The sequence below is a fragment of the Affinibrenneria salicis genome (assembly GCF_008710095.1).
Genome location: NZ_VYKJ01000001.1, coordinates 559,573 through 574,159, shown reverse-complemented (window position 1 = coordinate 574,159; position 14,587 = coordinate 559,573). Strand labels below are relative to the sequence as shown.

Genomic DNA, 14,587 nt, shown 5'->3' with positions numbered 1-14,587 from the left:
CTCGCTGTCATGCGTGGCGCTTCCACATTAACATCACTCCCACACGATAACCGCGACGAGTAACCCTTGTCCGACGCGGCGACAGGCACAAAACCGTCGACGACCGCAAACAAAACGACTGGAGAGAGACGATGAAAAATTTAGAAAATACTGCGTTGCTGGCTGCCCGTATTTTGATGCCGATTCTGTTTATTGTGGCTGGTTACGGCAAGCTGGGAGAAGCCTATGCCGGCACGCAGCAGTATATGCAGTCGATGGGCGTCCCCGGCTTTCTGCTGCCGCTGACGATTTTGCTGGAGTTGGGTGGCGGTCTGGCCGTGCTGTTCGGTTTCATGACCCGCACTGTGGCGCTGTTCACCGCTGGGTTTACGCTGTTGACCGCTTTTATTTTTCACACCAATTTCGCTGAAGGCGCGAATCAGGTGATGTTCATGAAGAACCTGACTATCGCCGGAGGCTATCTGCTGCTGGCGGTAAACGGCCCCGGCGCTTTCAGCATCGATAAGCTGCTGAACAAAAAATGGTAAGCGGTAGCGGTCGCATTATACTGTAACCACCATGCGGCGGGGACGAGAGTCCCCGTTCGTTGATCGAACGCAGCCCCGCCGCGCACGCCCGATCGTTTGATGCGGCGGTATGAAATGGCCGGGCTGCGCCGGCACGCTGCCGGGTTAACCGCCAGCGCGTCGACCTGAACCCTGTTTTCCATCTATCGCGCCACGCAACAGCGGCGGCACAACTCGCGGAGGCATCAATGGGACAGCTGATTGACGGCGTCTGGCACGATACCTGGTATGATACCCGGTCGACCGGCGGCCATTTTCGCCGCACCAAATCTCACTTTCGCAACTGGATAACGCCGGACGGACAGCCCGGCCCCAGCGGAACCGGCGGCTTCAGGGCGGAGCCGCAGCGCTATCATCTGTATGTATCGCTCGCCTGCCCGTGGGCGCATCGCACGTTGCTGCTCCGCGAACTCAAGGGGTTGAGCGGACAGATTGCGGTATCCGTCGTGCACCCGCTGATGAAAGAAAACGGCTGGACCTTCGCGACCGACTTTCCCGGCGCCACCGGCGACTCGCTTTATCAGCATGAGTTTCTCTATCAGCTCTACCTGCATGCCAGAGCGGACTACAGCGGGCGCGTCACGGTACCGGTACTGTGGGACACGCGCCAGCATACGATAGTCAGCAACGAGTCCGCGGACATCATACGTATGTTCAATAGCGCGTTCGACCAAATTGGCGCGCGCGAGGGCGATTTCTATCCGTCCGCGCTGCAAAACCGTATCGACCGGCTGAACGACTGGATTTACCCCAGCCTGAACAACGGCGTTTACAAGGCCGGCTTCGCCACCAGCCAGTCCGCCTATGACGACGCGGTGAATGCGGTCTTTGACGCGCTGGACAAACTGGAAAATATTCTGCGGCAACAGCGCTATCTGACGGGCGAACGTCTGACCGAGGCGGATATTCGTCTGTGGACAACGCTGATTCGCTTCGATGCGGTTTATCACACCCACTTTAAATGTGATAGAAAGCGGTTGAGCGATTACCCCAGCCTGTACGGCTTTCTGCGCGATATTTATCAGTTGGCGGGCGTGGCGGATACGGTCGATATGGCGCACATCCGACATCATTACTACTGCAGCCATTCCACTATCAACCCGCACGGCATCATCTCCACCGGCCCGCAGCAAGACTGGCGCGCGCCGCACGGGCGGGACGAAGCCTTCATTACATCGGCGTGACGCGCCCGACGGCGGACGCGAGCCTCCAGCGCGTCCGCCTCGTTACGCCTGATTCAGTAGCTTCGGGATCTCGCGCAGGCACCAGGATTTGGCCTCGCCCATGCTGTCGCGCCGCCACGCCATAATGATATTGCTTTCCAGCATGTATTCCGGGCCGACCACGCGCAGCCGCCCCTCGGCAATATCCTGTTCGACGACCGGATAAGGTATGGTGGCCACGCCCAAACCGGCCAGCAGCGCTTTGCGTTTATCGTCGATCGAACTGACGGTCAGCCGCGGCTGTTTATCCAGCAACTGTACCGTCAACACCGGGCGTTCTCGCGCGGTATCCGCCACCGCGATGCCGCGATATTTGATGCGCGTCACCTCCGATAACGGCTCCGGTTCCTGGTGAATCGGATGATCAGGACTGGCGACATACACGTTCTGTACGCTGTACAGCTTGCGCGAATTAACCTCGGCCGAGGCGCGGAAATGCATATCCGGCGCAATGACGATATCCGCTCGCCCTTGCTCCAGACGCTCCCAGGCGCCGGCCAGCACTTCAGTCAGCAGAGAAACCTGGGTATTGGCCTTTTGCGCCAGTTTATCCAGCAACGGAAAGAGCTTTTCCGTCGGCACCAGCGCTTCGGCCACAATGGTGATATGCGTCTCCCAGCCGCGCGCCAGGGCTTCGGCATCGGTGGTCAGCTTGTCGGCCGCTTCCAGCAGAATACGACCGCGTTCGAGCAGCATACGCCCGACATTGGTAAACTTCGTTCGGTGGCCGGAGCGGTCAAACAGCACCACATCCAGCTCTTCTTCCAGCTTTTGCATGGTATAGCTCAGCGCGGAAGGAACCCGCCCCAGCTCATCCGCGGCGGCGGCAAAACTCCCGCGGCGGTCGATCGCATCCATGACCCGCAGCGATTCCAGCGTCAATGCCCGTTCTCTTGCCATTCTTGCTCTCATTCAGGAATTTTGAACATACCGACCAGATTAACTAGCTAACAATCCCTCGTCCACCAAATTACTATTTAGTACGGAAATAATTAATAAGGTCCTGGTATCATGATCATAAGCAGAGCGGCGGAAAAATGCGGGCAGGCGGACTATGGCTGGTTACAGGCGCGCTACACCTTCTCTTTTGGCCACTACTTTGATCCCCAGCTGCTGGGATATGCGGCGCTGCGCGTGCTGAATCAGGAAGTGCTGACCCCCGGCGCGTCTTTTCAGCCCAGAACCTATCCGCAGGTCGATATTCTGAATATTATCCTGCAGGGCGAAGCGGAATACCGCGATAGCGAGGGCAATCATATCCGGGCCGCCGCCGGTGAAGCGCTGTTGCTGGCCGCCCGGCCGAACGTTAGCTACAGTGAGCACAATATCAGCAGCGAGCAGCCGCTGACCCGGCTGCAGCTGTGGCTCGACGCCTGCCCCTCGCGGGAAAACAGCCGCATGCAGCGCCTGACGCTCAATGCGCCGAACTGTTCCCTGCTGGCGTCGCCGGAAGGCGAAGACAACAGTCTGCAGCTGCGCCAACAGGCGTGGATCTATCATGTCGAACTGTCCGAAGGCCAGCAACAGACGATCGCGCTGCACGGCGGCCGCGCCTATTTGCAGCTAATCCACGGTTCGCTGCAGGCCTGTGGGGCGCAGGACTGCGCGGCGCAGTTGCACTGCGGCGACGGCGCCTTCATTCAGCAGGAATCCTGTCTGACGCTGAAGGCCGCCTCCCCGCTGCGCGCGCTGGTGATCGATCTGGCCGCCTGACGCGCCGCGCTCAGGCCATCGCGCCGACCGGCGCGGCCCTGCGTTTTTTACACAGGCATGCTAAGATAGCCTGATTATCACACTTCAGGGTTACGGCAATGAACTCAACCACTCAGGAAAAGCTGCTGGCGCAGGCGGAACAGATCTGCCAGCAGCGTAATGTGCGGCTGACGCCACAGCGTCTTGAAGTGTTGCGCCTGATGGCGCAGCAGCCCGGCGCCATCAGCGCCTACGATTTGCTCGATCTGCTGCGCGTGTCCGAACCGCAGGCTAAGCCGCCGACCGTGTATCGCGCGTTGGACTTTCTGCTGGAGCAGGGTTTTATCCACCGGGTCGAATCCAACAACAGCTACGTGCTCTGCCACCATTTTGAAGAGCCCAGCCACAGCTCGGCGCTGTTTATCTGCGACCGCTGCGGTCAGGTGACGGAACGCCAGACGGAAGGGATTGAGGAAACGCTGCAGAAGCTGGCCAGACAGGCCAGATTTTATCTGCGTCACAGCGTGGTGGAAGCGCATGGCTTATGCGAGGACTGCCAGGAGGTGGCGAGCTGTAATCAGCCGGAAAGCTGTAATCACGACCATACGGTAAAGATCAAAAAACGCTGAGCCGGCCCTTCCGCCGGGGTAAGCGGGCGAGCCGCGCCGCCCGCTTACCGGCAGCGCAGTACAACGTTACGCTTAGTTCCAGTCGCCATTGCGGATCACGCCCACCGCCAGCCCTTCGATCGAAAAGCTCTGCTGGCGTAGATCAACCACGATAGGGGAAAATTCGCTGTTTTCCGGCAGCAACTGCACAATGTTGCCCTGTTTCTTTAGCCGCTTCACCGTGACTTCATCTTCGATGCGCGCCACCACCACCTGGCCGTTATGCACATCCTGCGTTTTATGGACGGCCAGCAAATCGCCGTCCATAATGCCGATATCCTTCATCGACATACCGCTAACGCGCAGCAGGAAATCCGCGCCCGGCCGGAACATGGACGGATCCACCTGATAGTGCCCTTCAATGTGCTGCTGAGCCAGCAGCGGTTCGCCCGCCGCCACGCGGCCAATCAGCGGCAAACCGTTTTCTTCTTCCATCAGCAGGCGAATGCCGCGCGAAGCGCCGGAGACAATCTCAATCACACCTTTGCGCGCCAGCGCTTTTAAATGCTCTTCTGCCGCGTTTGGCGAACGGAACCCCAGCTGCTGAGCGATTTCGGCACGGGTTGGCGGCATTCCCGTCTGCGCTAAGTGATCGCGAATCAGCTCGTAAACCTGCAGCTGCCTGGCCGTTAATGCTTTCATTCCGCCCCCTGGTTGTTTATACAGTTTTGCTGTGAGTATATACAGGTAAAACAGAATTGGAAACTGCGAGATGAATAAACGCTGGTTTTTTATTATATTTTGCCGGCAGTCATGCAAAATTTGACCAAAGGATGCTGAGCCAGACAACCAGCGCCAGCAGGATGGCGACGAAGACGGCGGCCGAGCCGATATCCTTCGCCCTGCCGGACAATTCATGCCGTTCCATTCCGATGCGATCGACCACCGCCTCTATCGCGCTATTCAGCAGTTCCATCAACACAATCAGCGCCACGGAAAGGATCAGCAACAGCCGTTCGACGACGGACACATCCAGCCACAGCGCCACCGCCACCGCCGCGATCAGCAGCAGCACCTCCTGGCGAAAAGCCGCCTCATACCGCCACGCCAGCCTCAGCCCCTGCAGAGAATAGCCGGTGGCCTTAATGATGCGGGTTAGTCCGGTTGCCTTATTCATGTTTTTCCTTCCATTATCCACTTTCAGCCGCAATTTTAACGCAGCTTCGTTGTCTCATCTCAACAGATATCCAGCGCGCTTTCTGGTATCCTTGCCACGCATCGCTAACAAGAGGCTTCATGTTGTTATGTCAGTCTGGCGTAAAATCTACTATAACTTATTGAAATTACCACTAAAAACTTTAGTGAAAAGTAAGGTTATTCCCATCGATCCGGTTGGCGAATTAGGGCTGGATCCCAGCAAGCCAATTATTTATGTGCTGCCTTACAATTCCAAAGCGGATCTGCTCACATTGCGGACGCGCTGCCTGGCGCTGGATCTGCCCGATCCCCTGCAGCCGCTGTATATTGACGGGACGGAACTGCCCAGCCACGTGTTTATTAATGACGGGCCGCGCATTTTTCGCTATTACACGCCTGGGCTCGAGTCCGTAAAACTGTTTCACGATTATTTGGATCTGCACCGCAGCAACCCGGATCTTGATGTTCAGATGGTGCCGGTTTCCGTGATGTTCGGCCGTTCGCCGGGACGGGAAGGCACGCATCAGGCGCCGCATTTGCGCGTGCTCAACGGACTGCAAAAATTCTTCGCCATCCTGTGGCTGGGGCGCGACAGCTTTGTGCGTTTCTCCAGCCCGGTATCGCTGCGCTATATGGCGACCGAACACGGTACCGACAAAACCATCGCCCACAAGCTGGCGCGCGTCGCCCGTATGCACTTTGCCCGCCAGCGTCTGGCTGCCGTCGGGCCGCGTCTGCCGGTGCGTCAGGATCTGTTCAATAAACTGCTCGATTCGAAGGCGATTAAGAAGGCCGTCGAGGATGAGGCGCGCAGCAAGAAAATCTCTTATGAGAAAGCGCAGCAGAACGCCATCGCGCTGATGGAAGAGATCGCCGCCAACTTCTCCTATGAAGCCATACGGCTCTCCGACCGGGTATTGGGCTGGACGTGGAACCGCCTGTATCAGGGCCTGAACGTGCATAACGCCGAGCGGGTGCGTCAGCTGGCTCAGGATGGTCACGAGCTGGTCTATGTGCCCTGCCATCGCAGCCATATGGATTATCTGCTGCTGTCCTACGTGCTGTATCACCAGGGGCTGGTGCCGCCGCATATCGCCGCCGGCATTAACCTGAATTTCTGGCCGGCCGGGCCGATCTTCCGCCGTCTGGGGGCGTTTTTTATTCGCCGTACCTTTAAAGGCAATAAGCTCTACTCCACGATTTTTCGCGAGTATCTCGGCGAACTGTTCAGCCGCGGCTACTCGGTCGAATACTTTATGGAGGGCGGACGCTCGCGCACAGGTCGCCTGCTGGAGCCGAAAACCGGTACGCTGGCCATGACTCTCCAGGCCATGCTGCGCGGCGGCACGCGTCCGATCACGCTGATCCCGATCTACATCGGCTATGAGCACGTGATGGAAGTAGCGACTTACGCCAAAGAACTGCGCGGCGCGACAAAAGAAAAAGAAGGTTTTCTGCAAATGGTGCGCGGCTTACGTAAGCTGCGCAACCTCGGTCAGGGCTACGTCAACTTCGGCGAACCGTTGCCGCTGATGACCTGGCTCAACCAGCGCGTACCGCAATGGCGCGACGCCATCGACCCCATCGAGGCGCAGCGGCCGGGCTGGTTGACGCCAACCGTGCAGGAAATCGCCGGCGATATCATGGTGCGGATCAACAAAGCCGCCGCCGCCAACGCCATGAATCTGTGTTCCACCGCGCTGCTGGCTTCCCGTCAGCGCGCGCTGACGCGCGAACAGTTGCTGGAGCAGCTGGATTGTTATCTGCAACTCCTGCGCAATGTGCCCTACAGCCCGGATGTCACCGCGCCGGATAAGACCCCGGCAGAGCTGCTGGAACATGCGCTCAGTATGAACAAGTTCGAAGCGGAGAAGGACAATATCGGCGATATTATCCTGCTGCCGCGCGAACAGGCCGTACTGATGACCTACTACCGCAATAACATCCACCACCTGCTGGTGCTGCCCTCTCTGCTGGCCAGCATCATCATCCACTATCGTCGGGTGAAGGTGGACGAACTGATCCGCCAGGTTACGCTGATCTATCCGATGCTGCAGGGCGAGCTGTTCCTGCACTACAGCAAGGATCAACTGCCGGAAGTGCTGACCGCGCTGGCGCAGGAACTGACCCGCCAGCAACTGGTATATGACAAAGACGGCGAGCTGGTGTTGAATCCGGCGCGCATTCGTACGCTGCAGCTGCTGGCGGCCGGCGTCAGGGAAACGCTGCAGCGCTATGCCATCACGCTTTCGCTGCTCGGCGCCAACCCCGGCATTAACCGCGGCGCGCTGGAAAAAGAGAGCCGCATCCTGGCGCAACGTTTATCCGTTCTGCACGGCATCAACGCACCGGAGTTTTTCGATAAGGCGGTATTTTCAAGTCTGGTGGCGACGCTGCGTAATGAAGGCTATATCAGCGACAGCGGCGATGCGATTCAGGAAAAAACGCGCGAGGCTTATGCCATTCTGAGCAACCTGATTACGCCGGAAATCAGGCTTACCATCGAAAGCGTTACCGCGCCGGACGAAAGCGACGGCGAAGAGGACAAACAGGAAGACGCGCCGCCGTCGGCCTGATCCCTCATCCAGACAGCGGCGAATCCGGGTTTCGCCGCTGCTCCTTTCCAGTTCAGTAACCGAAGCCATTGCCCTCAGGCAGACTGAGCAGAATACCGATAAACAACACCATACCCACGTAATTATTGTTGCGGAAAGCGAGGAAGCAGGCGTCGCGATCGCGCCCGGCGATCATCCGCTGCTGCCAGGCGAACAACCCGCCGGCCAACAGTATCGACCAGTAGTAAGGCGCGCCCAGATCGGTAAGGTAGCCCAGCCACAGCATCAGCAATAGCGTGGCAAACTGCAACAGCCCGATAATCACTGTATCGAAGCGGCCGAATAGAATCGCAGTGGACTTTACGCCGATTTTTAAGTCATCGTCGCGATCGACCATGGCGTACTGGGTATCGTAGGCGACGGTCCAGCACAAATAGGCCAGAAACATGATCCAGCAGCTTAGCGGCAGGCTCTCGCTCACGGCGGAAAACGCCATCGGGATCGACCAGCCGAAGGCCGCGCCCAGCACCAGCTGCGGCAGATGGCTGACGCGCTTCATAAACGGATAGATCCACGCCAGCCCCAGCCCGGCCACTGATAGCCAGATAGTCATCGTATTCAGCGTCAGCACCAAACCGAACGACAACAGGACAAGTATGATAAACAACACCTTCGCCGACTTCTCGCTCACCTCGCCGCTGGGCAGCGGCCGCTGCGCCGTGCGCTTAACGTGTCCATCGAAGTGGCGATCGGCATAGTCGTTAATCACGCAGCCCGCGGCGCGCATCAGAAAGACGCCGGCGACAAACACCAGCAGCACCCAGTTGCCGGGCCTGCCGAGCCCGGCCAGCCACAGCGCCCACAGCGTAGGCCACAGCAGCAGCATCGAGCCAATCGGCTTATCAATACGCATCAAACGGCAATATGCCTGCCATTTACTGGCCGCAATACTTCTCTCCAACGCCATTTTCTCCTCAGAATGCTGATTTATCAGTCCGGTCCGCGGCCGCATAAACGGGGGCTTCAGGTAAAAAGAGTTCGGTCAACAACAGGGGGTTACCGGACAGACGCAGCCTTGATCGACGCGCCCACAGACCGCCGTGGCTGCCGATGTGGATGTAGTCCCGCTCCGGGCTCCGTTTGTTAAACAGATAACGCCCCAGCGGCACCGAGCCGATTTCGGTCAACGCCCGCTGCGCGCCGGAAAGCGTCTGCGACGGCACCAGCGTGCGGCCGAACAGCCACGGCGTTTCATCGCCGTACAGCACCACTTCACGCAGCCAGTAGCGCTCGCTGGCGGGCAGTTGCTCGCACTCATCGCCCAGCGACGGCGGCGCGACATATCCCTCGCGGCACAGCCTGACGCTGACCCGGCTGCAGTGTTGCTCGAGCCGCTGCGTCATTGACCCCTTTTCCATCAACCAGTCAAGCAGGGCGACGGGCAACGAGGACGGCGGCTGCGACAACCATTGGACGGCGTGCAGAATTGCCAGCGACTGCTCAGACATCATCCTTACCCCGTCTCAGGTCTTTCGTAAATAAAGTAACAGTCCAGTATTGTAGCGCAGAATAGCAATTCTATAACACGTCAGGTACGAATTGATGACGCGCGAACGCGCATATTCACCGCGTGCGGCGCGCGTTACGACAGGCAGGAAGGGCAGAAGGTCCCGGCGGGCGTTGCGGGTTCAAAAAAAAGCAATCCGGCCTGAAAGGCCGGATTGCTATAGAGACAGTCGGGTTGCGGCGCGCAACCGGCAGAGTATCAACGATACCCGGTCGACACGGCGCGCAACCGGCCGGCCGGCATTACATCATGCCGCCCATACCACCCATACCGCCCATGCCGCCCATGCCGCCGGCGCCGCCTAAATCGGCTTTGTCGTCTTTCGGCAGGTCGGTAACCATACACTCGGTCGTGATCATCAGACCGGCAACCGAAGCCGCGTACTGCAGTGCGGAACGCGTTACTTTAGTCGGGTCCAGGATACCGAAGTCCAGCATGTTGCCGTACTGTTCAGTTGCTGCGTTGTAGCCGTAGTTACCTTCACCGGCTTTCACGTTGTTAGCCACAACGGACGGTTCTTCACCGGCGTTGGCAACGATCTGACGCAGCGGCGCTTCCATTGCGCGCTGAGCGACTTTGATACCGACGTTCTGTTCTTCGTTGTCGCCCTGCAGACCCGTGATAGCGGATGCCACGCGAACCAGAGCGACGCCGCCGCCGGCAACCACGCCTTCTTCCACTGCAGCGCGAGTCGCGTGCAGGGCATCTTCTACGCGGGCTTTCTTCTCTTTCATTTCAACTTCAGTTGCGGCGCCCACTTTGATGACGGCAACGCCGCCAGCCAGTTTAGCTACGCGTTCCTGCAGTTTTTCACGATCGTAATCGGAGGTCGCTTCTTCGATCTGCTGACGGATCTGAGCAACACGCCCCTGAATAGTCGCTTCGTCGCCCACGCCATCGATGATGGTGGTGGCGTCTTTGTTGATCACAACGCGTTTTGCCTGACCCAGGTCTTCCAGCGTCGCTTTTTCCAGTTCCAGACCGATCTCTTCGGAGATAACGGTACCGGCGGTCAGCGTAGCGATATCCTGCAGCATGGCTTTACGACGGTCGCCGAAGCCCGGCGCTTTAACCGCGGCCACTTTAACGATGCCGCGCATGGTGTTGACCACCAGCGTAGCCAGCGCTTCGCCTTCAACGTCTTCCGCGATGATCAGCAGAGGTTTGCCGGCTTTCGCTACGGCTTCCAGCACCGGCAGCAGTTCGCGGATGTTGGAGATTTTTTTGTCGGCCAGCAGAATGAACGGGCTTTCCAGTTCAATAGAACCGGTTTCCGGTTTGTTGATGAAGTAAGGAGACAGGTAGCCGCGGTCGAACTGCATACCTTCAACCACGTCCAGTTCGTCCTGCAGACCAGAACCTTCCTCAACGGTGATCACGCCTTCTTTACCCACTTTCTCCATCGCTTCGGCAATCAGTTTGCCTACGGTTTCGTCGGAGTTAGCGGAGATAGTGCCGACCTGAGCAATCGCTTTAGAGTCAGAGCACGGAACGGACAGTTTTTTCAGTTCTTCAACGGCGGCGATAACCGCTTTGTCGATACCGCGTTTCAGATCCATCGGGTTCATGCCCGCGGCAACGGCTTTCAGACCTTCAGTAATAATGGCCTGAGCCAGTACGGTCGCCGTGGTAGTACCGTCGCCTGCTGCGTCGTTCGCTTTGGAGGCAACTTCTTTAACCATCTGGGCGCCCATGTTTTCGAACTTGTCTTCCAGTTCGATTTCACGCGCCACGGACACGCCGTCTTTAGTGATGGTCGGTGCACCGAAAGATTTATCCAGCACAACGTTACGGCCTTTCGGGCCCAGCGTTACTTTCACTGCATCAGCCAGTACATTCACGCCGCGTAACATTTTCACACGAGCGTCATTACCGAATTTTACGTCTTTAGCTGCCATTGGTGTATTTCCCTTAAATTCGTTCAGTTCAGATGATTACACGTGGATTACGCTTCAACAATCGCCAGAATGTCGCCTTCAGACATGATCAGCACTTCGTCGTTGTCGATCTTTTCTGTTTTCACGCCGTAGCCGTCATTAAAAATCACGATATCGCCAACTTTCACATCCAGCGGCTTCACTTCGCCGTTTTCCAGGATGCGACCATGGCCGACTGCCAGCACTTCACCACGGGTCGATTTGCCCGCCGCGGAGCCGGTCAGAACAATGCCGCCAGCAGATTTGGACTCGACTTCTTTACGCTTGACGATCACACGGTCATGCAATGGACGAATTTTCATTGATAGCTCTCCTTTGAGAAAGTCCATATCAGTTGTTGTGGGATGAATGCCGGCTATGTCGACATAACCGGCCTTGTGGTGTTTTAAGTGGGGACGTTTCCCGCGCCTTCAAGGGAGAAAATAAATTTTTTTTGCCCCAGGGCGGACTTTAGTGGGAAAGGATAAAAATAATCATTAAATTTCATATAGATAAATAATCTACTTGTTTTTCATTGCCGATCATTTTTTTCGTCGCTCGGGGGCAGATCCTCCAGACGGTCGGCGCCGCGGTCCTTACGCTGGTACTCGCCCTCGAAGGTCTGGCCGCTCTCCGGCCCTGCGCCCGGTCTGCCGCGCCACAGATGCAGATGCGGCAACAGTTTCAGCGTCAACGATTTCTGTACCGGCGGCAGCAACAATAACAGCCCCAGGAAATCGGTGAAAAAACCCGGTACCAACAGCAGAAAACCCGCCAGAACCAGAGAAACGCTTTTCACCATTTCGGCCGCCGGGCTTTCGCCCGCTTCGATTTTCTGCTGCATCTGCACAAAGGTTTTTACGCCCTGATTGCGCACCAGCGATACCCCCACGCAAGAGGTAAACACCACCAGCAGCAACGTGATCGCCACGCCGAACACCTCAGCTACGCTGATAAACAGCGATATTTCGACGTAGGCCAAAAGAAAAAGTAATAATAAGGGTAACCAGCGCACCGGATTCTCCTGTTGAATAATCAATCGGTTCCGTCATCCTGCGGACGGCGGAGCGGACGTCTTTACACCGTGCGCTCAGTCACTGCGGCGACGTTGTTTACCGACGTCGCCATCCGGTAAAATCTTCCGGGCATCGCGATTGATTACTATCATGTTAAAAAACAGAACTGCGTCGCCATTCAACCAACGATAGCACCGGATATGGGAGCCTCGCCAGAAGCCGGAGGCAGATGACAACTCCGGACGCGTTCATTACTGACTGATGAAATGGTTACGCCGGCAGCGGATTTCAAGCCTGCGTCTCCTTTTTCGACATTTCTTTACTCGTGACTACTATCACAAATCGTTTATCTCGCGCCGGACGAAAATCGATAAAGTGATCCATATTACTCTATTTTTATATTTGCAGCATATCATGTCAGCAATAGCAAAGTTGTATGGTCAAACATCTGGTTATTCGGGTTAACTGTAATACAATTCAACAAATTTACCCCCGTCGGCTGCTGAAAGAGAAGGCTCTCATGTCAAATAACGTTCGTATTGAAGAAGACCTGTTAGGTACGCGCGAAGTTCCCGCAGACGCTTACTATGGAATCCATACTTTGCGCGCTATAGAAAACTTTTATATCAGTAACAGTAAAATCAGCGATATCCCGGAGTTTGTGCGCGGCATGGTCATGGTAAAAAAAGCCGCGGCGCTGGCCAATAAAGAACTGCAGACCATTCCGCGTAAAATTGCCGATGTCATTATCAGAGCCTGCGACGAGGTGCTGAATAACGGCAAATGTATGGACCAGTTCCCAATCGACGTATTCCAGGGCGGCGCGGGCACCTCGGTTAATATGAATACCAACGAGGTGCTGGCCAATATCGGCCTGGAGCTGATGGGGCGCCAGAAAGGCGAATATCAGTACCTGAACCCCAACGATCACCTGAACAAATGCCAGTCCACCAACGACGCCTATCCAACCGGTTTTCGCATCGCGGTTTACGCCTCCATTTTGAAACTCATCGAAGCCATTACTCAATTGAGCAACGGCTTCGAGCGCAAGGCTCAGGCGTTTGAAAATATTCTGAAGATGGGGCGCACCCAGCTGCAGGACGCCGTACCGATGACATTGGGGCAGGAATTCCACGCTTTTAATGTGCTGCTGAAAGAAGAAAATAAAAATCTGCTGCACATTGCCGAACTACTGCTGGAAGTCAACCTGGGCGCGACGGCGATCGGCACGCGCCTGAACACGCCGGACGGCTACCAGCAACTGGCGGTAAAAAAACTGGCGGAAGTCAGCAACCTGCCTTGCGTGCCGGCGGAAGACCTGATTGAAGCCACTTCGGACTGCGGCGCTTACGTGATGGTGCACAGCGCACTGAAGCGGCTGGCGGTCAAGCTGTCGAAAATCTGTAATGACCTGCGCCTGCTCTCCTCCGGCCCGCGTGCCGGTCTGAATGAAATCAACCTGCCCGAACTGCAGGCCGGTTCATCGATTATGCCCGCCAAAGTGAACCCGGTAGTGCCGGAAGTGGTCAATCAGGTGTGCTTTAAGGTCATTGGCAACGATGTGTGCGTCACGATGGCGTCCGAAGCCGGCCAGCTGCAGCTCAACGTCATGGAGCCGGTCATCGGCCAGGCGCTGTTTGAATCGATCCATATTCTGACCAACGCCTGTTATAACCTGCTGGAGAAATGCGTTAACGGCATTAGCGCGAATAAAGACGTCTGCGAAGCCTACGTATTCAACTCCATCGGCATCGTCACCTATCTGAACCCGTTCATCGGGCATCACAATGGCGATATTGTCGGCAGAATCTGCGCCGAAACCGGCAAAAGCGTACGGGAAGTCGTACTGGAGCGGGGTCTGCTCACCGAATCCGAACTGGACGACATCTTTTCGGTGCAAAACCTGATGCACCCGGCCTATAAGGCCAAACGTTATACCGACGAAAGCGAACAATAACCGCCGGCATCAATCCGGGGCCGGCATCCTGATGCAGAGCCGCGCGTCGTCCTGTTGAACAATACGACGCGCGGCCCCTTCATCGGCCCCATGACACGGCGCCGCGGTGAATCCCCGGGCCGGACGACAAAGCCTGTGCGTCTGCAATCTGCGGTATGACGGGTATCAATATTCAGGCACGCAGTTCATATGAATCGCGTGCCTTTTATTTATCTGAAAGAAAGCGCTATCCCCCATGGGGTTCGGGTTGCGGCAAGGCGTACGCCGGGCGGCAACCGATTTACAGGGCA

Annotated in this window: 14 protein-coding genes; 6 read left to right on the top strand and 8 right to left on the bottom strand. The window is 56.9% G+C overall.

Going from position 1 to position 14,587, the window contains the following annotated elements; all coding sequences use genetic code 11:
• Positions 1–131: 131 nt before the first annotated feature.
• Both FJU30_RS02550 and FJU30_RS02545 read left to right on the top strand, forming a co-directional pair.
• Complete coding sequence (locus FJU30_RS02550; protein ID WP_150433798.1) at positions 132–527, top strand: DoxX family protein; 396 nt, start codon at positions 132–134, stop codon at positions 525–527.
• A 227-nt stretch (positions 528–754) separates the two neighbouring features.
• Entirely contained in the window at positions 755–1,750 is a 996-nt protein-coding gene (locus FJU30_RS02545) for a glutathione S-transferase family protein (RefSeq protein ID WP_150433799.1), read from the top strand.
• A 42-nt stretch (positions 1,751–1,792) separates the two neighbouring features.
• On the opposite strand, the gene FJU30_RS02540 is transcribed toward FJU30_RS02545, so the two are convergent.
• The gene (locus FJU30_RS02540) at positions 1,793–2,689 is read right to left on the bottom strand and encodes a LysR family transcriptional regulator (protein WP_150433800.1); all 897 of its coding nucleotides are present in this window, start codon (positions 2,687–2,689) and stop codon (positions 1,793–1,795) included.
• A 111-nt stretch (positions 2,690–2,800) separates the two neighbouring features.
• Between FJU30_RS02540 and FJU30_RS02535 the strand changes: the two genes are divergently transcribed.
• A complete protein-coding gene (locus FJU30_RS02535) occupies positions 2,801–3,502 on the top strand; it encodes a pirin family protein (protein ID WP_150433801.1) in 702 nt (233 codons plus the stop codon).
• A gap of 98 nt (positions 3,503–3,600) precedes the next feature.
• The gene (gene zur / locus FJU30_RS02530) at positions 3,601–4,110 is read left to right on the top strand and encodes a zinc uptake transcriptional repressor Zur (RefSeq protein WP_150433802.1); all 510 of its coding nucleotides are present in this window, start codon (positions 3,601–3,603) and stop codon (positions 4,108–4,110) included.
• A gap of 72 nt (positions 4,111–4,182) precedes the next feature.
• Here zur and lexA read toward each other — a convergent pair whose 3' ends face one another.
• Entirely contained in the window at positions 4,183–4,791 is a 609-nt protein-coding gene (gene lexA / locus FJU30_RS02525; protein ID WP_150433803.1) for a transcriptional repressor LexA, read from the bottom strand.
• Between the two features lie 109 nt (positions 4,792–4,900).
• Complete coding sequence (locus tag FJU30_RS02520) at positions 4,901–5,266, bottom strand: diacylglycerol kinase (RefSeq protein WP_150433804.1); 366 nt, start codon at positions 5,264–5,266, stop codon at positions 4,901–4,903.
• Between the two features lie 127 nt (positions 5,267–5,393).
• Between FJU30_RS02520 and plsB the strand changes: the two genes are divergently transcribed.
• Complete coding sequence (plsB, locus tag FJU30_RS02515; RefSeq protein WP_150433805.1) at positions 5,394–7,862, top strand: glycerol-3-phosphate 1-O-acyltransferase PlsB; 2,469 nt, start codon at positions 5,394–5,396, stop codon at positions 7,860–7,862.
• Positions 7,863–7,914: 52 nt separating this feature from the next.
• Here plsB and ubiA read toward each other — a convergent pair whose 3' ends face one another.
• From ubiA to FJU30_RS02490, 5 genes are all read right to left on the bottom strand, one after another.
• Complete coding sequence (ubiA, locus tag FJU30_RS02510; protein WP_395858502.1) at positions 7,915–8,808, bottom strand: 4-hydroxybenzoate octaprenyltransferase; 894 nt, start codon at positions 8,806–8,808, stop codon at positions 7,915–7,917.
• 7 nt (positions 8,809–8,815) lie between these two features.
• The gene (ubiC, locus tag FJU30_RS02505) at positions 8,816–9,349 is read right to left on the bottom strand and encodes a chorismate lyase (protein WP_150433856.1); all 534 of its coding nucleotides are present in this window, start codon (positions 9,347–9,349) and stop codon (positions 8,816–8,818) included.
• Between the two features lie 301 nt (positions 9,350–9,650).
• Complete coding sequence (gene groL / locus FJU30_RS02500) at positions 9,651–11,306, bottom strand: chaperonin GroEL (protein WP_150433806.1); 1,656 nt, start codon at positions 11,304–11,306, stop codon at positions 9,651–9,653.
• Positions 11,307–11,353: 47 nt separating this feature from the next.
• Complete coding sequence (locus FJU30_RS02495) at positions 11,354–11,647, bottom strand: co-chaperone GroES (RefSeq protein ID WP_026739589.1); 294 nt, start codon at positions 11,645–11,647, stop codon at positions 11,354–11,356.
• A 209-nt stretch (positions 11,648–11,856) separates the two neighbouring features.
• Positions 11,857–12,339, bottom strand: a complete 483-nt coding sequence (locus FJU30_RS02490; RefSeq protein WP_150433807.1) for an FxsA family protein — start codon at positions 12,337–12,339, stop codon at positions 11,857–11,859.
• A 521-nt stretch (positions 12,340–12,860) separates the two neighbouring features.
• On the opposite strand from FJU30_RS02490, the gene aspA reads away from it, so the two are divergent.
• Positions 12,861–14,297, top strand: a complete 1,437-nt coding sequence (gene aspA / locus FJU30_RS02485) for an aspartate ammonia-lyase (protein WP_150433808.1) — start codon at positions 12,861–12,863, stop codon at positions 14,295–14,297.
• The last annotated feature ends 290 nt before the right edge of the window (positions 14,298–14,587 follow it).